Below are 22,707 nucleotides of genomic sequence, written 5' to 3' on the forward strand. Positions count from 1 at the left end.
TCACCTGCCACGCTTATAAAATGAACCTAATTGATTAATAACCGCGGCTTTCTTGGAAACCTCCAAAACATCCATCCAGGGCATATAGTTGTTACTTGTATCTATATAAGAGACTGGTCTTTGTCCCATAAAAGTTTTTAATTCTTTTAATAAATTTGAGCCGATCCCTTTAAAACGATGAATAGGAGTTACACAGAGATGATTAATAAATACTTCCGATTCAAAATCCGTGAATAAGACAATGCCAACAATGCTATTCTTTATTCTCGCAATAAAGGCATATTTATAATTTTCGGGTTTTATAATGTAAGTGGCTAACTCGGTATTCGTTATTAAAATTCGATTAGCTTTAATAAAAGCAGCTGTTTCATTAAAATCTTTTGAGCAAAACAAAGAGTAACTAATTCTCGCTTTATAATCCAAATAAGTGTCATCAAAAAACATAACATAACAACATAACAACCCGAATGGCAACTATTTAATCATAAACCTCGTTAAATGTACAATCAGGTGATTAAGAATATCCGCATTATTCAAGTATTGAATCTTTATAAAGTGTATTACCATTTGTTTTTGCTTTGCAGGTAGAACGTTTAACTCACCATTTAGCTTAAGCTTACGCTAAGCCTTTGGTATAATCGGCAATTTTTATTATTTAAGTTTTCGCAAAACCCAGCAGGAGAAGCCATTCAGTGCAAGCGTATATTAAAGCGAATATGTGGATTTTATCTATTGTTGCTACCTTATTAACTACGGGTTTTTTTCATTTGGTCGTAACTCAGGCGCTTCGTCATTTAACTAATAAAATAGGGCATACCAATTTAATCATAGCCCAGGCTTTCTTCGAAGCCTTGAAATTGCCACTAATTTTTTTAATTTGGTTAGTGGGTTTATCTTTTTCTTTTTCCTTGCTTTGTCTTCATTTTAAAAATTTATTGTTACTTTCCAGTTTTTCTGAAATCAGGAAGACAGGAATAATTTTCATGTTGTGCTGGACTTTGGTTCGTTTTATTCGAGGCGTTGAAATACGATATATAGAGGCCTGCACAAAGCGTGACAAAGAAGTAGATAAAACACTCGTTCATGCTGCAGCACAATTACTAACGATTGCTGTCTGCATCATTGGCATGTTACTCATCATGCAAATGATGAATATCCCAATAGGTGGTGTGCTAGCATTTGGTGGAATTGGTGGTGCTGCAGTAGCGCTTGCTGCTAAGGAACTTTTCGCAAATTTTTTTGGCAGCTTGGTAATCTATATGGACAGGCCTTTCAAAGTAGGTGATTGGATTCGTTCACCTGATAAGAATATTGAAGGTACAGTAGAGTTTATTGGATGGCGTATGACTCGAATCAGAACCTTTGATAAAAGACCTTTATACGTACCCAATGGTGTATTTTTGACAATTAGTGTAGAAAATCCCTCCCGCATGCTGCATCGTAGAATTAAAACAATAATAGGTGTTCGTTACCAAGATGCTGATAAAATTGATACCATCACTGAAGAAATCCGACAAATGCTCATCAACCAGGAAGAAATCGATGCTTCTCAATTGTTAACCGTAAGCTTGGTTGAGTTTGGTCCCTCTTCCCTTAATATTATGGTTTCCGCCTATTCAAATGTAACGAAATGGGCTGAATTTCAAAGCGTACAGCATCAAGTTTTAATGAAAATATTAACTATTATTTCAAGAAATGGCGCGGAATGTGCATTTCCATCACAAACCGTTTATTTAGAAACTTTTCCTACAAATAATCACACACCTCAAAAGCAAATGAAGGCTTTTAATGATGTTTTATTGCAACCGGGTTAATTTTTTTATTAATAAAGACAATTACATCTTAATTACAATGCTTATGGATTTTTATGCTTAAGCCGCCTTAGAACAGTCGTCCAAGTTAATGATAATATTCTGCTAATATTTATAAAGTAAAATAGGCATCCTAAGTTATAAATTTAAGAAATTTCTAATGACGCGCACTCAATTTACTCAAGTACCACCCTATTATTTACCGCAATCACTCTTAAGCAATGAAGAACATGAGCATTATGAAAACGCTGTAGAGGACGTTAGAAAAGCAGAAAAAGCATATGATAATCAATTAAACGTAGTTCAAAAACAGTTAAGAAAAATTGTTGAAAAGTTCACAGCGGACTTTTGGGACTTCGATGATCCACCCATCTTTCTTTTAAGTAGTTTCAGTAGTGATAGTGAACAACGGCATCCACTACGTCAACTTTGTAATCAACTTGTTTCCTCGTTATCCAATGAAGAAAGACTTGACCCACTGACGATTATTCGACTATTTAATACCTGCATTGAAGCCTATACACAAAATATGCTGCCACCAGATTTTGATAGGAATTGGGATCTTAGGCTACAGTATGGAAGTATAGTGAACACAGCCAACAGCTTTGGTGAAACTCTTCGTAGTCATTTAAAACCCTTTATTGAGCAACTAGATACTATTTATAATGAAGAATTGTCACCTTATGAAAAGGAACTCGAAGAATATAAAAAAGTTGTCGAATCCATAAATCCTGAAAAAAGAATCAGTAAAAACTTGAAAACTATTTTTCACGATGCGTTAGTCTCCATTAAAACAGAAGCAGAGAACAAAGCCCAAAGAAACGATCAAGAATGTAATCAAGCACGTGGAATAAAAAGCTTATGCACTGAGCTCATAATCTGTCACGAGAAAAGGAGGTTAAATATAGACTCTGTGGAACATTTTTTAAAAGATTATACGACGCTTGAAAATCTTCCTCCAAGAAGTTTTGCTGCCCGGTGTTTGGAAAGTATAAGGCAAATAGTTAAAGCTCACATTGAAAATCTAAATTTATGCTCCAAACCTGAGTTTATAGACTCCTTTTTATCTCAACAAAATCATTCTGGTGTTTCTAACTACCAACCTCATTATATAAGTTCACAAACACGAGCTGCTTATGAAAAAGTTTTTCAAGGAAAAGATTCGTTGGAATCAGCAAGAAATTTATTGAACGATTATACGAAAGGTAATCATTTATTTTCAGGAGTAATACGTCTTCTGCATGGTCATGCAAATCGTCATTATGTTACTGAGATCGCTCAACTCGTGCGTAAAATTGATCATGGGGATATAAAGGATATCAAGGAATTAGTAGAGAAAATTAAGCAAATTGAAATAAAAAACCCCATCGGTTCATTAGCTCGCCGCTTAGCATTTATTGAAGAAAAAATTGAAGTCGAAGAGAATAACACGAGCCAACCTTCTCTTCATTAGTGATGTAATAATCATCCGCAAATAATGGTTGGCCTGTTTTGTAGGAACTACTGGTTCTAATCGTAAAATTCAACCGAACCAGTTTCAAGGTGATACAATCCACCAATCATTGCTATTTGCTTCTTTTTTAATAAATTTCGCACAATTTCACTCTGCTGGGTGATTTGCTGCAGAGTATGCTTTATATTTTGACGTGAAACCTCATACAAGAACTCATTATTTTCGGCATTTTGATCGGAATCTGGCATTTCGACGTGTTGAATAACTGGTCTTATTTTCTCCAATAGAGAAGTAAGATGCCCGAGACGAACATCTTCGCACGCCCCTTTAATAGCGCCGCATTGGGTATGCCCAATTACAGCTATTAATTTTACTCCGACAACATGACATGCAAACTCTATGCTTGCCAATATATCATCATTTAAAATATTTCCTGCAATTCGAATGCTAAAAATATCACCAAGCCCCTGATCAAAAATTAACTCAGCAGGTGTTCTGGAGTCCATGCAACTTAAGACTACCGCAAAAGGATACTGTCCTTGAGATGTCTCGTTAACTTGCTGCAACAAATTACGATTGATCTTAAGATTATTAACAAAACGTTTATTTCCTTCCTTTAGTAATTCGATTGCTTGTGCTGGGGTAATAATTTGTTGTTGTTCTTTCGTCAATGTCCACACTGATTACACTCCTATTAATTCCACATTGATATTTCGTGTTTTTGCACCTAAAACAAAATGATGAATAACTTCCTTGACATCTGGATCGATGATTTTTGAACCAGAACCATCGATGACTACAGTAGCCCCCTTGGGAAGCTGTTTCAATTCATGGATAATACTTCCTTTATTTAAGAAAGAAACTTGTTCGGCCAAATGCAGGTAATATTTTGTATCTTTTTGGGTACGAATTTTAAAAAAATCATGAGAGTTTAGATAATGGTGTCGCAAGATGATAAAGAGAGCTAGGGCAAAGCCAATTGTAACGCCAAAGAGCAGATCGCGTATTATAATACCTACCACTGTCACCAGAAAGGGTAAAAATTGCTCCCAACCTAGACGATACATTTGTTTAAACACTTTCGGGGTTGCAAGTTTGTAGCCGATTATTGCAAGAATGCTAGCAAGGGAAGCAAGAGGGATTTTGTTTAATAAGGCCGGTATAGTAACAACGCTTAGCAGAAGAAAAAAGCCATGTAATATCGCTGATAATTTGGTTTTTGCACCAAAAGTTATATTCGCAGTACTACGCACAATGACCTGGGTAATAGGTAGCCCACCCATCAAAGAAGATAAAATGTTTCCCAACCCTTGTGCTTTTAACTCACGATCGGTGGGGGTAACGCGTTTATGAGGATCAAGTTTATCGGTAGCTTCCACACATAACAAGGTCTCCAGACTAGCAATTAAAGCAATAACGATTGCCACTTTATACACATCCCAATTAGTCCATTGGGAGAAATCGGGTAAAGTCACATGATTAAACCACTCTCCAGGTCCAGAGAATTGAGGTAATCGAACAAGCTCAGAAGGTTCGAGCACAAAAGGGAGTATTTTATAACCATACAATGTACTAAATAAAATACCAATAATGACTACCACTAGAGGTGCCTGAATGATTTCAAAAATTTTATATCTTTTCATTAGCACCTTTTCCCAGAGAATCATAAGGAATAAAGATACTACACTGATTAAAATCACACCTGGATTAATAGACTCTACGGTATCCTTAAGACGAGTGATATCGAATTCACCATCAGGCTCCATCAAAAGGCTTGAAGTCACATCATGACCTAGTAAATGAGGTATTTGTTTTAAAATGATAATAATACCTATACCTGAGAGCATCCCCTTAATGACTGATGAAGGGAAATAGTAAGCAATAATCCCTCCCCTTAGATAACCGGCAAATAATTGAAGAACACCTGCAATAACACCGGCCAGTAAAAAAGCTTCCCAGCTACCTAACAATTCAAGAGAGCTTACCACAATGGCAACCAACCCAGCAGCTGGACCACTTACACCCAGTGCTGAGCCACTTACGAGACCGACAACAATTCCCCCAATAACCCCTGCAATAACTCCTGAAAATAAGGGTGCATTGGAGGCCAGGGCTATCCCCAAACATAATGGCAATGCAACTAAAAAAACCACCAGGGAAGCAAACAAATCGTTTTTGAAATGAGCAAATACATCATGTTTCATAGAATTCCTTCCTAGGAACATGTTAAAAGACAAAAGCATAACATAATCGGAAAGGATTGTTTAAACCCTGGGAATCAAATTAGCTTATACGGACAGTTTTTCTTTTTAAAGAAAAAATAATGGTTTAAATTCAACCTGTAACTACCTTACTCACTTTTATAAAGCATGATACACACGCCAACGAATAGTAAAAGGACATTTCTCATAAGCTGTCTATTGTAACTAAACCTTTTTAGAAATATCTTTATTACCTCAATAGCTATACTTAATCATATTGGCGAACAAACAGCAGCAAGACCAATGGATGAAAATGTTTTAGAAAATTTTTTGAGACAATCCCACCTTACCAATGACTTATGTGAACCTTTGTTATTGAAGTATGGCGTGACTTTTTTCAAGTACATGGAAATTCACGGGAATGGGGATTTCATATGCTTAATGAATAATCTTGATTATTACGACTACTCAGCTACCCAGTTGCAAAAAAATGAGCTCTTACTTTCTTCACCCCTATGGGTGATAAAACAATATCCCCAAAGTGGCAACTACTTATCTTATCTTGGCGAACCCAATGAATTTAATGTTTTAGAGAATTTTCGTAAACAATTTGTTTTTGGCAATTTTTTTACAATTATTGACAAGGAAGTAACCAGGCAAGGGGTTGTAATTAAAATTTTTACTTATGGAGCAAATATCAATAATACAAAGATTAATCAATATTACTTAAGAGATCTTAAATTATTTCAGGAATTTAGCCATTATTTCCATAAACGAATGTTACCTTTGTTAAGTACAATGGATAAGGCTTCACCAGGTCAGCGTGTAAGAGCTTACATTAATAAAGAGGTATGTAATTTTGACTTTGACAAAGCTACACTCGAGACAATAAACGTCAAAGATAAAATTATAAAGATTAAACAAAATGTAAAGGATTTAAATTTAACACCGCGAGAGCTGCAGATTATCGCTGAATATATGAAAGGATTAAATCATAGAGAAACTGCAGGCAAATTATTTATCTCTAAAAAAACAGTTGAGAGACATTTTGAGAATATTAGAGCTAAGTTAAGTTGTAGTACTAAAGATGAAATTGTATGTAAACTGCTGGAAAAGGGATTTTTTTATATAGAAGAGTTTTATAACCCCCTTTAATCTCATAGTTATTTCAATATTTAATCCCGCTAAAAAACGGTCATTCAAATAAATGCTAGTCGAGAGTACAGTGAGCCAATATAAGCGCAGTCACTCGTAACTAATTTCTTATCCCCCAAATTGGGTAGGTCTACCCAAACACTATTTATAATTAATTTAATAATCACTAAGTACAATTAAATCTCAACAATGTTTTTTTTGATTATTTTAGGAGTCGGTGTATGAAAACTCATCATGATATTGAGCATACATTGCATGAAGATAAATTTGAGTTCTTTGATGAGTTACCTCTGGAGATACAACATGAAACAGCAAAGAATTTATCATCCCAAGATCTGCTAAATCTTTCTTTGATATCCAGGGGACACTGGGCATTCTTTAAACATGAAATTGCTGTTCGCAAACTATTACACCATGTTGTGCATGGCGAATATGAAGCCGTGCAATCGATACTAAGAAACGATATCCATTTAATTTTTAAAAGAAGCAAAGTGACTGATTGCTCTGGACGAGTTTTTGAGATGGTTAGTGCTTTTGAATATGCACTTTGGGCTTTAGATAAACACATGTGGGATGCAATGCTTGATTGCCTACCTCAAAACGAAGAAACCTATACCATACTAGAACTCTTAAATAAACAATATAACAAGGTAAACGAGGAGGGAGTCACTTACAACCTTAATGGAAAAAATACCACTGAAAAACATTTTGATTTTAAAAATACCATTATTAAAGAACTGCGAAGGCAAGTAAACCTAGCATCCTTGTACCGCTGGGGTCTAAATTTAGGCACCATTGAAAGGCAATGGATTGAAGATGTGGGTAGTGCACAAAAGCTTTTTCCTATGCATGTAGTCTATGAATACTGCTCTAATGAGCCCTTTTGTCCAGTGCCAAATTTTACCTTAAGGCCACCCTCATCAACACAATTTTATAATTGGATACCGGATAAAAAGGAAAACTGGTTCGGGTCAACCTCTAAATTAGGCCTTGATTTTTCTGTACTTAAAGGCGTGCTCACGGAAGGCAGAGCAGCAATAGTACCGTTTATTACACCCAACCTAGTTATGCAGGATTTAGCCGCCATGATGGCATTACATGAAATAAGAACAATGGACTTTATCCATCTAAAACTGCAACTTGAAACACAGTTAATTGCAAATAACCCCAAATTTTTAAAGTCGCTTGATTAGTAGGTGATATAAAGCCGAGTAGTATAGGCCATCGTCAATGTGGGTTTAATTTTATTTAACTATACTTTATTTATATTAGGAGATTACGATGCCAAACTTAAATTTTTTAAAGACAAATCGTCCAGATTTATACCTACGGCATATAGGTCTTACCAAAGAAGAATATCAGCAGGCTGAAGACCTTACCCAGGAAGAAAAAGCAGAACTTATAAACAAAATCATTGAAAAAGCCTCGGCTAATGAAATCATAGAGATTATAAACAAATTAGCCCCTTTAGAATTGGGTGCGGCGCCCAAAAACCCTTTTGGCCTTAGCGATCGTCTTGCCCCTGCACTATTGAGCGCCTTTATCGCCAAGGTAGAAAAAGATAATTTTAATGACTTTTTCTTCCAATTACTCAAGACTAATACTTATGAAACAAAGGGTGCAAAACGAATGCATTTAAAGGATTACCCTTTTTCAACCGCTACCTTAGCGATTTGGTATTGTTTAAACAGGTTTCCCGGTTTAGATGATTCCAATAAATTATTTGAACTACCTTTCTGTTACTTCCAACAATTATTGGAGACACACTCTGAAAGGGAAGAGCAAGAAACCAGAAAATTTCTCGGGAAACAAATTAATGAATTCAACACTGAGCTGTGTAGAAAGAGTGATCATCTTCCATTTTCATCAGAGGAGGAGGACTACAACTTAGGTGAATCAGAACCCGCTCTCCTAAAAGAAAGATTCACTAAAATTAAGGAGCAAATTGAAACAATTGATTGGGATATTCCAGGTAATAGGTTTTTTCAAGGCGGCAGAGATTACAACGGTAAACGCGTTCCTCATCGAATATATGAAATTATTAAAATAATTGAGAACGTGGAAAAAAATGAATATCAAATAACTGCAGAAGAAGCCTATAGAGAAATTATTAAGCTAGCCCAGGAAGCCATTGCTAATCCAAGAACAGGCAGAAGGCCTAGTACGACTGAAGTTTACCGGCGAATCATTAATCATTGCATCTTAGATAAAGATCCTACTTTACTAGATGAGACTCAAAGAGCTCAAAAAAAAGAAGAGAGTATGGATCAGCATAAGTTAACTTATTGAGTAATGATTTCAATAACAATTCCCTCAGACTAAATAAGGTAGTTTCTAAACTACCTTGTTTTTATTGTCCTAGATAAATGTCCAAAATCGTTTTTATCATAAAAGAATATTCGTTCGGAGAGTTTGGCTACAAAAAACATCCAATTCAAAAAACAATCAATTTGATTATTTATTAATCATTTCTTAATGTTGGTTTGATATAATTTTTTACAAATTCATTGCTTAAATTGAATTATGAAAGTTAAAGTTCAAAACATTATTGGGATAGGTTATAAAGGAGAATTTGATTCAATTCCTGCATTAGAAACAGGTGACTCACTTTCTCGTTTAATTTCTCACATTAAAAACTTAATTGATTATACCAAAATCAAGCACCTAGAGATCATAGACCAAGGAGACCGTTACGAGCTTATTACCCGACTTACCTTAAACGAGTTCAGTCTTTATACACATGAGCGTCCTCTTACTTTATTGGAGTATAAAACTATCATTTCGGAAATTTCAGCCTATTCGAAAACACTGCCTTCCAATATTCATTTGATCCTGTCTTCCTTGCCTATTTTATGGCCAGATGGGGAAATTCATAATACGGTTTTGCATGTACAATCCTCAAGAAAATGTGGTAGAAATCCAATTCTTCATCACCTCGATAAAAAAGTACCAGATTTAGGTGATGCTAGATATAAAAAAGAGGGACAACCATCCCCTCTCTATCGCGATAGCCTAATGGATGATGAGGCTTTTTTAGATATCTTTTTGACCGCAGATAAATTATATCAACTATTAGAGGGTAATGATTATTACCATACAGAGTATTCGCCTAATTTACTCCTAAAAGACACGGAGGTCAGAGTCGATGATATTAATCAACATCGAGGAGCATTAAGAATAAAAACGGCATCTGGGGAAATTATTTTAGTGACGATTGAAATTTGCGTTGAACATAGTGAAACAAACCGAATAGGAATTTCTGATACGAAATATTTAATACAGCAACTTGCCCAAGCTGGAAAAAAATTACCCTCCATAGGGAATCATGTCCTTACCTCTAATAGCATTGACATTGTCAAAGAAAATTTGGTTGCCAGGGTTATCCACGCCGATCCTAAAAACCCTCCCTTGAAATACAAAGAATCAGCCCGAGAAACTCTCTCTAACTCTACCTTTGGTAATCAATGGACCTTGTTTACTTACCAGCCTAAAAAACTTAAAGCAATTAAACAAAAAAACCTAGAGAGAGTCCCCGAAATTGTTGATACTGGGGACGATGAGATTGAAAATTCTCCTTATGTGAATCCCTAATCCAGACAGATAAAATTGGGTAGTCCTACCCAACTGCTATTTATAATTCCTTTAATAATACGTAAGTAAAATAAGAACCCATAAAATATTTTTTTGGGTAATTTATGTTTTCTATATTAAACAATTCTGATAAAAATATTCCTCAACTAACTGCTGAAGACGAAGTAGAACTGCAGTTAATCAAGAATAACAACCAAGGGGGGTTCTTTCCACAACAAATCCAGCTCGCTTTGCAACGGCTCTTTCGGGATCATCCTAGTATATATATTCCACGACTACACTTTCTGCTTGACAGGAATATTAATTTACCACTTTATAGTTTAAGAAATGATTATAAGTATGTCGGATTTACTTATCCAAAAAATGACGAACATCAGGTTGCTATCTGGATAGAGCTTAGCGACCCCATTAAATTTACCTTATATGATTCCTACGATTCTAATCAAACACGATGGGATGACGCACACTATTCACGTTTGCGACGATTTTTTGATTTATATCCCAATTGTGTCATTGAGGAAGCTACTTCACCCTTTAAGCATCAAGAGGATGATTGGTCCTGTGGCGTATTTGTAATTTCTCACTTACTTTACGCCTTTGAAAATAATCATTTAAAGAACCAAGAATTAATAACGTTAAATTTGGAACGGCTGCTGAAGCACTTTTACGTTGCCTTTAAAGACCAATATAACCAAAAAGAAGAAGAAGATTACCACCAAGCTATTGAACGGCTTGATCAAATGAAAAGAGAATTACTAGGGATAATCAAAGAGTCAAATATCTCTACACTTCATCCTCTGGAAGGATTTCTCGAAGAAGAATTAAAAACTGAATGCAATAGGACTCGATCTATACTGGATTCAATACACGAATACAAACAATTTTTTAACTCTACACGCCGTGATTCACAACGAATAATGCCTCAGCATGTAACAATTTTATTGTTACAAATGATTAAAATATCGTTCGAACATGAGCTCAATATCGAATCAGATAAAGTTAAACATATCATAAATTTAAGTAAACATAATCCAGATAATATCCAACATCCACCAAAGGGTTTAAAACAGTTAATGGAAGCATTTATTCCTCAGCTTAATATGGCTCTTCCTGAGCATAATATGGATAAAAAAGCATATATTAAAAACTTGATATATACATTGTTAAACGAAAACAATCCTAATGAAGTTATTAATGAAACATTATCTATTTTAGAATGTTCCTATTTCAATGATTACGATTTAAATAGAGCACTTTTTCAGGAATACCCTAACGAAATATTATATTTTCTTATTGGACTTATTATTAATTGGACATTTGAACTGGAAAAAGATCTCGCCAGTGAAAAAATTTATCTGGCAAAGGAAACAGAATCGCGACTAATAAGTTTAAAAACCTTGTTTAATGCTTATGATTTTGACGTGTCTGAAGAATTATATTTTAGATTATGCAAAAATCCTTTAGCGCAAGTTATCTTACAGCACTATGGCAACTCTATTTTGGAAATGGCTTGTAGCAACGCGGATAAACTACTTTGTTTTGAAGCAATCAGTAGATGCCAACCTGACCAATTAAATAAATTTGATTGTAAGCATGTACAATTAATTTTACCCAACCAAGAATTGCAATACCAGTTCTTTCTTAGAGCATTTAAATCCAAAAATAAAACTGACTTATTTAATCAATTAGCACAAATTCGACCAGAAGACAGGCTATTTTTCTTACAAAATCATTTGAAAGACACAATGGAAATTTCGCTTTTAAGTGCTAATTTATTAAATTTAATCATAGCCTCAGATAATTATGGACCTAAGGTACTTTCATTATTAAATTTCCTTAGTGCAAATCATTTGCATACTCAAGAAATTTTAGAATTGATAGAACAAAAATTTGAAAAAATTCCAAGAATTCTAATATTGTGCAAAGAAGCTAGATATTTCATGAGATTAGATGAATTACAATTTAAACTTTTGGTTGATATAGCCTGTAATAATAACTGTATTAACGAGTTCGAAAGATTACGCTCTTTAATGGGCACTTTTTCGAATTTTTTAACCCATAATGCCATCGAATGCTTGTCAGGGCAAACGGGATCTTTGCTATGTCCAAATTACAATTTATTATTATTCTCCTTCAGCTATCCTCATTTAAAAAATGTATTTAAACCCGTATTAAGCCCCTATTACGGAATAACTAATCAGCTGTATTATTTGTTGGTTGATTTAAAAGAGAATAATTTACTTTCCGAAAGAAATTTGTGCTTTGTACTCCAACATTTTACAAGAGAAGCAACTTACACTGGTCGGCATTCTTATCATAGGAGTGCACTAGACAAAACGGACAGTATCTTAAAATTAGTGAGCCCTAAAACCATAGCATTAATGCAAGCACATGAAGACAATGCATTACTGTTTCTTAAAATCATGTTAGCAGGTCCCGCCTGGACATATTCTTCTGAAGCCTTGTTTTTAAAACTACATAAAAAGGGGTTGCTCACTGGTAAATTTAGACAAATGTTAATGGAACATCCCGCTCATTTTGATGGGAATGCTATAAGGTTACTGGACTTACAATTTACTAAAATTAGTTCTTCACCCTATTTCGATTGGCTGAAAAATGTTTCTGGGGATAACAGTGAATTATTTTTTAATTTAGCGGAGGTGCTTGTAAGATTGTACTATGAAGACTTATTAAATGAAGAAATTTTAGAACTTATTCAAGCCAATAGAAAAGAGGCTAAATCATTGAGTACAGGCCTGATTAAATTAAAAGAAAATGAATTAAGCCAGTTTAATCCCCTACTGGTTAAGCACCCAGGGATTGCAAGCGATTTAAGTTCTTGTATAGTCTCGCTCAGTAAAAATAACTTACTGACAGATGTCAATGTGGAGATATTAATTGCCGCTGAAAGTTATTTATCATCCATTGATTTTCTCTTATTCATTTTAAATGGGCGTCATTTATTAAACGAAGCTAACTTTGGGTTATTAATGCAACATGTAGAACACGCTAATAACTACCAGTTTTTTGTTGAGCGTTTACTTATACTTGATGAGACAATGCTGACTGATGAAGTATTGATAAATATTATTCAAAGCGGAAAAAAGGCCAACAAAATAGATAGGCAGATCAGAAAACAAAATAATTATTCTTATGGCCGTTTTTTTGAAAGTAGTAGCGACGAAGAATCAGAAAATGAAGAGAATTATGTATCACGTTACAGGCGAGAGGTAGCAATAAATCGAAATATTTTTTAATGTCCCGCTGCAGTCATAGACATTATTGACACTGAAGAGCAAGCGTAGATACGTTACAATAGGCCATATAACCGATTCACCTATTTGACAGACGTTACCAACATACTATTTGTGCTCAATAGCTTTTGCCATTTAGTAAAAAGCGGGATGTGTTATCTTTTGCAGTAAGAAAATCTTTTTTATATTTCGCACTGCTTCAGCAATATATTCAAGTTGCAATGCAGAGATACTACTGTTAACCGTCATTCGTAACAGGGTTTCTTTGGGAGGGGTAGCGGGTTGGAAAAAAGGCGACAAATAAATATGTTTGCTGTCAAAAGCCAGTCGTAAGCAACGACAATCTTCTTCTTCCCCGCAAAAAATACTTACGATGGGGGAGCAATTATCCTTTGTGTATAGTTTATATTTCTCCTCAATTAAGTATTGTCTTAATGTCGCACTTAATAAAAACAGTCGAGTTCTCAATGCATCACCTTCTTCTGCTGTAAGAATTTGCATCATCGCTTCAATTCTCGCAATATCATAATTTGGCACGGCGGAGCTAAAGATCATTGACGTTGATTGTTCTTTCATGAAAAGAATAAAATCTTCGCTTCCACAAACCAGTCCAGCCCGGGTACAAAAGGTTTTTGACAAGCTTGCTGTAATACAGTCAACTTCCGACGTCAGATTTAATTGCGCTACCAGGCCTGAGCCTTTATTTCCAAATAATCCCAAACTGTGGGACTCATCTACTACCAGAAAACAATGATGGGCTTTTTTTATTCGAACTATCTGTACAAGAGGGGCTATAGTTCCATGGGCACTGTAAACCGAATCAACAAAAATAGGCCCTGCCCCATATTTTAAAATTTTCTTTTCAAGATCATCTAAATCATTATGGCGAAAGGGAATTATTTTTGCTCTGGCGAAGCGCAACCCAAACCAAAATGAAGCATGGGCTCTTTGATCAATGTAGACAGGTGTATCAACATTGGTAATTGTCTCAGTAACACTGACATTGGCGCAAAGCCCCGACTGAAATATACATGCCTTTGCTTTTCCAAGGTAATTAGCCAATTGCTGCTCTATATCAAATTGATAGCTTCCAGCGCTTAGGAAAACGCCAGACATCATAATTGTGATTTTTTCGTTACTGAGTGAATTTATCTGTGCTTCTAAAACGTTAGGATGGGAGGCAAGCCCTAAATAATCATTATGGTTTAACAGAATGGTATTCTCACTCGGGGCAGGTTGGGTTAGTAGATAATGGAAGACGCCTTTCTTTTCTTTTGTGCGGGTATTTCGGTAGTGGTCAAATGATGCTTTCAGCTGCTTCAAATAGGACTTTTTATCTGACATATTAATTCCACTGCTGGTAGAACAACCTAGAAATAAGTATAGACAAATTGTTCAACAAATATACTGCATGTGTTTTGTAGGGTTTTATAATTTACTGATTTGGTTTATGGATGCCTCATCTGCGCCGCAAGATATTTGAACTTAGTGTTGGTTCGGATTGAATACTGCTTGATTGGTGGGTGCAGGCTCTTCTTCTTTTTGCTCTTGTTGTAATTGAGAAAAAAATAACTGAGGTGCCTGCTGCTTAAAAGTGGCATTTTTGGCCAGAATGGACTGCAATTTTTCCTTTTGTGCGTTATCCATATAAGGGTGCAATTGTTCAAATTGTTTAAATGTTTTAAATTCGCTTTCATTATCTAAAGCTTTTTTCCAACGTTTCTTCCCTTCATCCGATAAAACCATCATTACAGCGTTTAAGGATGAAGTATTTGTCTCGACACTTTTTTTTCCGATATTTTTTTCTAAGATGTGTAACAAACTGGGAATAAATTGATCATGTAAGTAAGAGCTTGTAGCATAAGAGATTTCTGAGAGAAATTCACGGTTCTTCAGAAGATCATCGATATTAGCAGATTGTTTGCGCTCAATTTTGCCTTCTTTTTGTAGAATGACTGCTATCTCATCAAGTAAGTAGTCGTTATCCTCCAATAATTCCTGCAAAGCAGATTTTAATTCCTCCCCATTCTCACCCTCATGCTTTTCAAAAAAATCTACTACAATGGCTAGTGAATCATCTGCCGGGATTCCATATTTATTTTGAACATACGGGACCTGCCTCTCTTCAGGGATTAATCCTAAAGCTAAATAAAATAAATGAGAGTCCCATGAGGAGTCAGTTTTGAGGTTCCCTTCATAGCCTCTAGCAAAGCTTTCGTTAATAATATAGCGCATTGCTGCCGTTCCAAAGCCTGTGCCTTTTACTGTTGTTTCAATTCTATCGAGATAGATGCAATTATCCTGAAGATCATTGGGATTTAATTTACTAGAGCGATAAATTAAATCTCCAGTTTGCCTTAAATCCTGAAGAGAGCGAAGGGCTACTTTAGGCATTAGAATTCCTGTAGCAAAATTTTAATATAACAAGTGTAGTATAGAGGTCCCCCTTGTCAAAGCAGGGTACAGCTTAAGTATAGGCTATTTATCTTCTTATTAAGCAATTGTCCTTTCGTGTCGAAAACACTCAAAAGCTGTGCTATACAAACTCAAAACGACGGGAGGTTTGTGATGCCAAATCGCCATTTATCAGAACGTTTGAATAAAGAGCTTGATTCCATAGGAGTTCCGCTCGTTTTGCCGGAGCGAATTTCTGCATGTGCCAAAATATTTAAACTTCCTAAGTTTAAAACGGAAGCTGTCTTGCATGGCATTGAAATTGATAAACATTCATTACAATCCATTGCCGATGAATTAGAGGTGAATGTGGATTGGCTTTTGGGAAAAAAAACTCAAAAAAACCACTAGAAGAACTCTTCTAGTGGTTTAAGAAATTAACGTTGGTATCGACCTGGTTGGTCTTTCTTTTCACCTTGTCCAGGTTGATGACCTTGTTTTTGACCACCTTGGCCAGGGGCTTGTTTCCGTTCATCGGGATTTTGTCCCATATTGCGGCCGCCTTGACCTTGCTGGTTTTGATTCATGCGTTCTTTATCATCCCTGTTCATGATTATCTCCTTTTATTGATAGGGTGAATCAAGTATAGAACAGAAAAAATAGGCTGCTTTAACAAAATAGGACAATTTCTCTCGTATTTAAAAAAGAAATGAAGACATTCAAAGAGATAGCAAAGCTGGAAGAGATGAAAAAAAATTTACACCTGTCTTTTCTATTTGTGTACAAAGATGGCTTCTAAGGGGTTAAAACCATCTTTCACGGAAAACATAAAGGCAAAGGATCAAAAGAAAGTATGGTGAGCATGCTGTTCAATGTAAAAAAAGCCTAAAATATTTTTCGTGAACCCTACCTTAAGCGATGAACCGTTACATGTTCATAATTAAACTCATATAACTGGGATAACCCCTTGATACTTATAGCGCGTTTATTTTAATCGCATCGTAATCCGTATAAATTTCATGCAAAATCTCTTTTACATTAGCACCTTTAATTGGCCAACATAAGGTTTTCCAAAATGCCCATCCTAAAGCTCGCGTCCAAGTTTCATTATCCAGCTGAATTGCATTTTTAAATACTTCTCGTTCTTTGCCAGAAAAAAAATTCCACGCGATTACTAAATCACATGCAGGATCACCTATGGCAAGTTGTCCGAAATCGATAATAGCACACAGCCTTCCGTGACGAATTAAAATATTTCCAACAGCTATGTCTCCGTGAACCCACACAGGCTTTAAGCGCCATTCAGAAGAGAGCGCTCGTCGCCATAGTGATACTGCAAGTCTTTGTTCATGGACGTTTTTAATTTTAGGAATTGCAACCTGCATTTCATGATCATAGGCCTTTAATGAACTGCCCCGATAAAAATTATGTGCGCCAGCCAAAGGTCCATCCGTAGCATCTAAAGATTGAAATTCTTTTAAGCACTTACCCAATGCTTTCGCAAACCCTTTTTTATCATGAATATTCTGCCTTGAAGCAGTTTTCCCTTCAATCCAACGATTGATACTCCAATGCAATGGATAATCTGATGATGGTTTTCCAAGTGCAATCGGTTGCGTAATTTGAAATGAGAGCTGTTTAGAGAGCCACGGCAACCATTGATATTCTTTCTCTATCTGTGGCTCATACTTCTTATCACTAGGCAAACGAATTACCATTTCTTCACCTAAATGAAACGTTCGATTATCCCAACCACTTTGAGCAACTGGATGTATGGGCAATGATTGCCACTGTGGAAATTGCTCGGCAATCAGTTTTTGGACTAAACTATTGTCAATTTTTACTATATCCATAAGACCTCTATAGTTTCTTTATTGTAGGTTTTCTATGAAACTTGTGAACAATCCCTGCATGCTCAAAATCGAACTCAAATTTAAAACCTAATTTTTCATAACGCGCAATGATGGATAATTATGGTATACGGTAAAAATATCTTTCTGATAGCCTTGCGGCGTCTTCACGGGCGCACCACGAAGTTTGAACCATTCATGATAATCCCCCACGATTTTTTAAGGTCAGGATGAAAAATTCTCCAATATTCAGATCGCGGCTTCTGCTGCCTAATTTTATAATTTCTTTTATTTTAAATAATAAATTTCGAAAAATCATAGTACAAATACAAATAATTGATAATTTTAATTTTTCTGTTAAATAATTTTAAAATTTTTCTATATTTAAAATATTTTTAACCTTTTCAGAGGAGAAGCATGTAGTCATCCTGTATTCTTTTTTTGGGTCTTGTGGCATTCGAAATTCGACCAACAACTTAATAATAAATACATTAATGCACAATCTAAATACGCTTACCCTCTAATTTAGTCTAACTGATTTAATTAATTGCTTCATGCTATAATAATGACGTCAAAAAATGAAAAAAACTTGAAAACTTAAGAAAGCATTAAAAATCAGAAGATAAATGATGAATGTGTAGCTGATAATAACAATTGAGAAGGCGAAAAATTGTGCAAGCTAAAAAGGCATTTAGTTGTTATCTCATAGGAGATGATAATATAACCCTACAATGTGCTTCGATTATCTTAGCAAAAAATCATCAATTATTAGGTTTGATATCTTCATCAAAAAGCATCCAAAAATGGTGTCAAACAAATGCCATACCTTACATCAAAAATCTAAAAGAATTTGCAGAACATCATATGCATAACTCATGTGATTTCTTATTTAGTGTTGCCAATGGTTTCATTCTTCCCCCCTCCATACTTACCTACCCACGTTTTTACGCTATCAATTACCATAACAGCCCCTTGCCCAAATACGCAGGCTTATATGCCACATCCTGGGCGATTCTTAATAATGAAAAGGAGCATGCGATTAGTTGGCATATCATGGATGAGAAAGTCGACGCTGGGGATATCTTAAAACAACCCTATTTTTCAATCGAAGAAGATGAGACAGCGCTTAGTTTAAATTTAAAATGCTATGAACATGCAGTACGGGCATTTGAGGAACTTGTGGACGAACTCAGTATAAACTCTGTAAACCTGGCTAAACAAAATTTATCCTTTAGGTCTTATTATGGCTTGAGACATAAGCCAGATAATTTTGGTTTTATTTCATGGAATAAATCATCCAATGAGATTGACCGACTGTGTAGAGCTCTTACTTTTGGTCATTATAAAAATGAACTGGCCACCCCTAAAATAATTGTTAATGACGAGGTATATGTTATCAACTCCTATCGAAAGCTAGGTATATCTACAGGAGAACCGCCAGGAACAATAGTACACATCTCGTCAACTGATATACAAATCACCACACAAACCACTGACATTGTTCTTTATGAACTCATGAATCTTGCAGGTGTTATGGTTCCTATCGACCGATTGATTGAATTACATAAACTTGCCCGTGGCCAAAAACTTCCTGAAATTGATAAGGGTTACATTGAATGTTTAATGGCCCACCCTGCTATAACCAATCCTAAATATGAACAATTCTGGGTGAAAGAATACTTACAATGTATTCATGGCGGTGTTTCATTTTTATCCCCCCTCATAAAATTAGATGATGAACATTCATTGTCCTGTCAAACACACAAAAGGATAAAAATACCTGAAGAGTTACAAAAAAAGGTAACGTTGTACTCCCAAAAGAAAAATTCACAAGTGAAAACTATTATTTTCACACTTCTTTTAACTTACTTATACCGCCTCAATAATTATGTAAACTTTTCCTGGATCTATAGCTCTTCATCACTCAAAGAAAAGGTTGGCTTTTTAGGTAAAATTCTCGAAAACTATCTTCCCTTAACCTCACATTTGACCGCTGAGATGGTTTTTAGTGACGTTTTATCGTTTATTGAGAAGGAAAACGAACGACTTATATCACATGAAACTTACTGTAAGGACATTTTTTGTCGTTATCCAGAATTAAACGGATTAACTAATGAAATAGATATCAGTATTTCCTTTTTTAAGCCAAAGGATAGTCCTACCTTTCTTTCTAATAAAAAATTAAATTTCTACCTCTCAGAAGATGCCTCCTGGATTCTTGTCCATAATCAAACCAATTATAAAGTCCATGAAGAGTCGTTCGCTTTTTTTAATAACATGGAACAGCATCTTTGTTATTTATTAAAAGATGTACTGAATCATCCTGATAAAAAGCTTTTTGAATTATCGTTCCTCAGTGAAAATGAAGAAAATTGCCTTTTAAAGGTGTGGAATGATACCAAATGGCCCTATGATACCAGCAAATTGTTGCACCAATACATTGAAGCGCAAGTCGTTAAAACGCCTCATTCTTTAGCGGCTATTTTTAATGAGGAGACGATTACTTATGAAGAATTAAACAAAAAATCCAATCAAGTAGCCCATTGTTTGATTTCTAATGCAATAAAACCTAATGACATCATTGGAATTTATCTCCATCGAAGCATGAATATGTTAATTAGTATTCTTGGAGTTTTAAAATCAGGCGCAGCTTATCTGCCCTTGGATCCTCATTATCCTCATAAACGAATTAATTACATGCTGGAAAACAGCCAATCCAAAATTCTACTGACTGATGAGAAATCCGTTTCTAAACACATTCATGACTACAAAGGATTAATCATCGATGTGGAAAAGATTTTAAAAAATGAAGAGTACCCCTCAACTACTCCGCTCATTTCGACCAAATCTTCTGATTTGGCTTATGTCATTTATACCTCAGGAACGACAGGCACTCCCAAAGGTGTAGCGATTCCACAAAAAGCCACCTGCAATCATATGGTATGGATGAAAAATGCTTATGATTTCAATGAACAAGATGTTTTTTTGCAAAAAACTCCTTTTTCGTTCGATGCCTCCGTATGGGAATTCTTTATGCCGCTTTTGGTAGGCGGAAGATTAGTTCTAGCACCCGATGATTCGCATGCAAGCCCTAAGGAATTAATTAATCTAGTTATCAAACACAAAGTGAACATACTTCAGCTTGTTCCTTCAATGCTTCGTGAGATGACGCTGACAGAAGGATTTGATAAATGCACCTCATTACGACATATCTTTTGTGGTGGCGAGGTCTTGTTACCAGAAACCATCCATACCTTTTTTGAACACAATTGGTTTGGTTGTTTACTTCATAACCTTTATGGCCCCTCAGAAGCAACCATAGATTCAGTCACTCAAACCTGCTCACCTAACGATGCACTTCTACCTGTCAGTCGTATTGGAAAACCAATATCGAATGCGAAAGTCTTTGTCTTAGATGAAAAAATGCAATTGGTTCCTATGGGAATTTTAGGCGAACTTTACATCTCTGGTGATGGGTTAGCAAAGGGCTATCTCAATAATGAAGCACTCACCCAACAAAAATTCTTACCCAACCCATTTGGTACTCAACAGGATGAATTGGTTTATAAAACGGGGGATTTAGTCAAATGGCAGAGCCATGGGATTCTAGAATACCATGAGCGTCGAGACAGTCAGATAAAAATTCGTGGTTTTAGAATTGAGATTAGTGAGATTGAATCTTGTCTTGATAAAATACCTTGTATTTATCAATGTCTAGTTAAACCTGAATCAGCACCTAATGGTGCACTGACCTTATCTGCATACCTCGTTCTCATTGATAATGAACAAATAACAGCTGCCGAAATTCGTTCTTTTTTAAAAAGTGAACTTCCTGATTATATGATTCCAACGCGGTTTTTTGTTGTAGAAAAATTATTAACAACACCCAGTGGTAAACTTGATAGAAAACACCCCCCTACCCCTTTAAGACAACTCAACCTTGCTCAAGAACATCTAGCCCCTCAAAACGAACTAGAGAAAGGGCTACAAGAGATTTGGTGTTCTGTTTTAAAAACAAACGACTTAGGTATTTATGATGATTTCTTTGAAATGGGCGGCCACTCTTTAGCGGCGATGAATATTATCTCGCAGATTAAAGAGAAATTTTCCATTCACTTAAGTATGAGAAAATTATTTGATTTTTCAACCATTCATTCCCTGGCTATTGAAATAGAACAATTACTGCAAGTTAATGAGAATTGTAATAGTGAATTATCGCTTTCTGAACGTATTATCATCCCAATTAAAGAATCAGGGAATCAAACGCCTTTGTTTTTAATTCATCCTATTGGGGGAAGCATATTTTGGTATAAATCCCTTGGCAAATATCTTCATGAAGATGTGCCCTTATACGGTTTACAAGATCCTGGCCTTGAAACTCAAGACTTCTTTTTTCAAGATTTGGAGCAAATGGCAAATACTTATATCAAAGCAATCCAAACGATTCAACCTAAAGGGCCCTATCTTATTGGAGGAGCTTCCTTTGGAAGCACTGTTGCTGTTGAAATTGCCAAACAACTTCAAGACAAAAATGAGAAAATACTCGCAATCCTATCCTTGGATGGCTGGGCTGAATACCCTGCGTTACAAAGGAATGAGGAGCACTTTAAAGTGCTCATGCAAGAACAAAATAAACGAATATTAGAACAACATCTACAAAATAAAATTCAGCATCCTGAAAATTTATTAGAACTTCAATGGCAACGAGAAAAAATGCTGATGCATTATAAATTGCCTAGAATTAGGTCAAAATTCATTTTATGCAAAGCCGAAACACTGACTGATTTATTTAACTACGATGCACCTTTAAACTGGTGGGAAAATTATTCGGAAGAAAAAATCACCTGTTATTTGGTGCCAGGTGATCATGAAACTATGTTTTCTGAACCTCATATTAAAGTTTTGGCCAATAAACTGAATGAATTGTTAAACTCGATACATAATACTATGTTATAGAATAAGAATTTATTGATAATTCTTTCACGAATATTTACCTAT

General features: G+C 35.4%; 16 protein-coding genes. 9 read left to right on the forward strand and 7 right to left on the reverse strand.

Going from position 1 to position 22,707, the window contains the following annotated elements; translation table 11 throughout:
- Entirely contained in the window at window positions 1–444 is a 444-nt protein-coding gene (locus Ljam_RS05695) for a GNAT family N-acetyltransferase (protein ID WP_058449161.1), read from the reverse strand.
- Between the two features lie 248 nt (window positions 445–692).
- Here Ljam_RS05695 and Ljam_RS05700 point away from each other — a divergent pair, with 248 nt between their 5' ends.
- Window positions 693–1,814, forward strand: coding sequence for a mechanosensitive ion channel family protein (locus Ljam_RS05700; protein WP_238583699.1), 1,122 nt, complete (start codon window positions 693–695; stop codon window positions 1,812–1,814).
- Between the two features lie 157 nt (window positions 1,815–1,971).
- On the forward strand, window positions 1,972–3,264 hold the full coding sequence (locus Ljam_RS05705; protein WP_058449162.1) for a DUF5617 domain-containing protein: 1,293 nt from the start codon (window positions 1,972–1,974) through the stop codon (window positions 3,262–3,264).
- 56 nt (window positions 3,265–3,320) lie between these two features.
- Here Ljam_RS05705 and Ljam_RS05710 read toward each other — a convergent pair whose 3' ends face one another.
- Together Ljam_RS05710 and Ljam_RS05715 are read right to left on the reverse strand one after the other, a co-directional pair.
- A complete protein-coding gene (locus tag Ljam_RS05710; protein WP_058449163.1) occupies window positions 3,321–3,944 on the reverse strand; it encodes a carbonic anhydrase family protein in 624 nt (207 codons plus the stop codon).
- A gap of 3 nt (window positions 3,945–3,947) precedes the next feature.
- A complete protein-coding gene (locus Ljam_RS05715; RefSeq protein ID WP_058449164.1) occupies window positions 3,948–5,468 on the reverse strand; it encodes a SulP family inorganic anion transporter in 1,521 nt (506 codons plus the stop codon).
- Window positions 5,469–5,768: 300 nt separating this feature from the next.
- Between Ljam_RS05715 and Ljam_RS05720 the strand changes: the two genes are divergently transcribed.
- From Ljam_RS05720 to Ljam_RS05740, 5 genes are all read left to right on the forward strand, one after another.
- A complete protein-coding gene (locus tag Ljam_RS05720; protein WP_058449165.1) occupies window positions 5,769–6,620 on the forward strand; it encodes a helix-turn-helix transcriptional regulator in 852 nt (283 codons plus the stop codon).
- A 221-nt stretch (window positions 6,621–6,841) separates the two neighbouring features.
- Window positions 6,842–7,813: a hypothetical protein gene (locus Ljam_RS05725; RefSeq protein WP_058449166.1), complete on the forward strand. Its 972-nt coding sequence runs from the start codon at window positions 6,842–6,844 to the stop codon at window positions 7,811–7,813.
- Window positions 7,814–7,901: 88 nt separating this feature from the next.
- Window positions 7,902–8,909 carry a hypothetical protein gene (locus tag Ljam_RS05730; protein WP_058449167.1) on the forward strand — a complete coding sequence of 336 codons (1,008 nt, stop codon included), beginning with the start codon at window positions 7,902–7,904 and terminating at the stop codon, window positions 8,907–8,909.
- 234 nt (window positions 8,910–9,143) lie between these two features.
- Window positions 9,144–10,211 (forward strand): hypothetical protein, encoded by a 1,068-nt coding sequence (locus Ljam_RS05735; RefSeq protein ID WP_058449168.1) that lies wholly within the window; start codon window positions 9,144–9,146, stop codon window positions 10,209–10,211.
- Between the two features lie 104 nt (window positions 10,212–10,315).
- Window positions 10,316–13,468, forward strand: coding sequence for a hypothetical protein (locus Ljam_RS05740; RefSeq protein ID WP_058449169.1), 3,153 nt, complete (start codon window positions 10,316–10,318; stop codon window positions 13,466–13,468).
- Window positions 13,469–13,600: 132 nt separating this feature from the next.
- Here Ljam_RS05740 and Ljam_RS05745 read toward each other — a convergent pair whose 3' ends face one another.
- Window positions 13,601–14,809 carry an aminotransferase class I/II-fold pyridoxal phosphate-dependent enzyme gene (locus Ljam_RS05745; protein ID WP_058449170.1) on the reverse strand — a complete coding sequence of 403 codons (1,209 nt, stop codon included), beginning with the start codon at window positions 14,807–14,809 and terminating at the stop codon, window positions 13,601–13,603.
- A 141-nt stretch (window positions 14,810–14,950) separates the two neighbouring features.
- The gene (locus Ljam_RS05750) at window positions 14,951–15,859 is read right to left on the reverse strand and encodes a hypothetical protein (RefSeq protein ID WP_058449171.1); all 909 of its coding nucleotides are present in this window, start codon (window positions 15,857–15,859) and stop codon (window positions 14,951–14,953) included.
- A 174-nt stretch (window positions 15,860–16,033) separates the two neighbouring features.
- Between Ljam_RS05750 and Ljam_RS05755 the strand changes: the two genes are divergently transcribed.
- The gene (locus Ljam_RS05755) at window positions 16,034–16,270 is read left to right on the forward strand and encodes a hypothetical protein (RefSeq protein WP_058449172.1); all 237 of its coding nucleotides are present in this window, start codon (window positions 16,034–16,036) and stop codon (window positions 16,268–16,270) included.
- Between the two features lie 26 nt (window positions 16,271–16,296).
- Here Ljam_RS05755 and Ljam_RS15145 read toward each other — a convergent pair whose 3' ends face one another.
- Window positions 16,297–16,470 (reverse strand): hypothetical protein, encoded by a 174-nt coding sequence (locus tag Ljam_RS15145; RefSeq protein WP_156411911.1) that lies wholly within the window; start codon window positions 16,468–16,470, stop codon window positions 16,297–16,299.
- Between the two features lie 363 nt (window positions 16,471–16,833).
- Window positions 16,834–17,712 carry an aminoglycoside phosphotransferase family protein gene (locus Ljam_RS05760; protein ID WP_058449173.1) on the reverse strand — a complete coding sequence of 293 codons (879 nt, stop codon included), beginning with the start codon at window positions 17,710–17,712 and terminating at the stop codon, window positions 16,834–16,836.
- 669 nt (window positions 17,713–18,381) lie between these two features.
- Here Ljam_RS05760 and Ljam_RS05765 point away from each other — a divergent pair.
- Window positions 18,382–22,665 (forward strand): amino acid adenylation domain-containing protein, encoded by a 4,284-nt coding sequence (locus Ljam_RS05765; RefSeq protein WP_058449174.1) that lies wholly within the window; start codon window positions 18,382–18,384, stop codon window positions 22,663–22,665.
- Window positions 22,666–22,707 lie beyond the last annotated feature (42 nt).

The organism is Legionella jamestowniensis (assembly GCF_001467745.1).
Classification (GTDB): Bacteria; Pseudomonadota; Gammaproteobacteria; order Legionellales; family Legionellaceae; genus Tatlockia; species Tatlockia jamestowniensis.

Coding starts and splice junctions, on each gene's coding strand:
- Ljam_RS05695 (WP_058449161.1), bottom strand. CDS start 444: ATGTTTTTTGATGACACTTATTTGGATTATAAAGCGAGAATTAGTTAC.
- Ljam_RS05705 (WP_058449162.1), top strand. CDS start 1,972: ATGACGCGCACTCAATTTACTCAAGTACCACCCTATTATTTACCGCAA.
- Ljam_RS05715 (WP_058449164.1), bottom strand. CDS start 5,468: ATGAAACATGATGTATTTGCTCATTTCAAAAACGATTTGTTTGCTTCC.
- Ljam_RS05720 (WP_058449165.1), top strand. CDS start 5,769: ATGGATGAAAATGTTTTAGAAAATTTTTTGAGACAATCCCACCTTACC.
- Ljam_RS05725 (WP_058449166.1), top strand. CDS start 6,842: ATGAAAACTCATCATGATATTGAGCATACATTGCATGAAGATAAATTT.
- Ljam_RS05730 (WP_058449167.1), top strand. CDS start 7,902: ATGCCAAACTTAAATTTTTTAAAGACAAATCGTCCAGATTTATACCTA.
- Ljam_RS05735 (WP_058449168.1), top strand. CDS start 9,144: ATGAAAGTTAAAGTTCAAAACATTATTGGGATAGGTTATAAAGGAGAA.
- Ljam_RS05740 (WP_058449169.1), top strand. CDS start 10,316: ATGTTTTCTATATTAAACAATTCTGATAAAAATATTCCTCAACTAACT.
- Ljam_RS05745 (WP_058449170.1), bottom strand. CDS start 14,809: ATGTCAGATAAAAAGTCCTATTTGAAGCAGCTGAAAGCATCATTTGAC.
- Ljam_RS05750 (WP_058449171.1), bottom strand. CDS start 15,859: ATGCCTAAAGTAGCCCTTCGCTCTCTTCAGGATTTAAGGCAAACTGGA.
- Ljam_RS05755 (WP_058449172.1), top strand. CDS start 16,034: ATGCCAAATCGCCATTTATCAGAACGTTTGAATAAAGAGCTTGATTCC.
- Ljam_RS15145 (WP_156411911.1), bottom strand. CDS start 16,470: ATGAACAGGGATGATAAAGAACGCATGAATCAAAACCAGCAAGGTCAA.
- Ljam_RS05760 (WP_058449173.1), bottom strand. CDS start 17,712: ATGGATATAGTAAAAATTGACAATAGTTTAGTCCAAAAACTGATTGCC.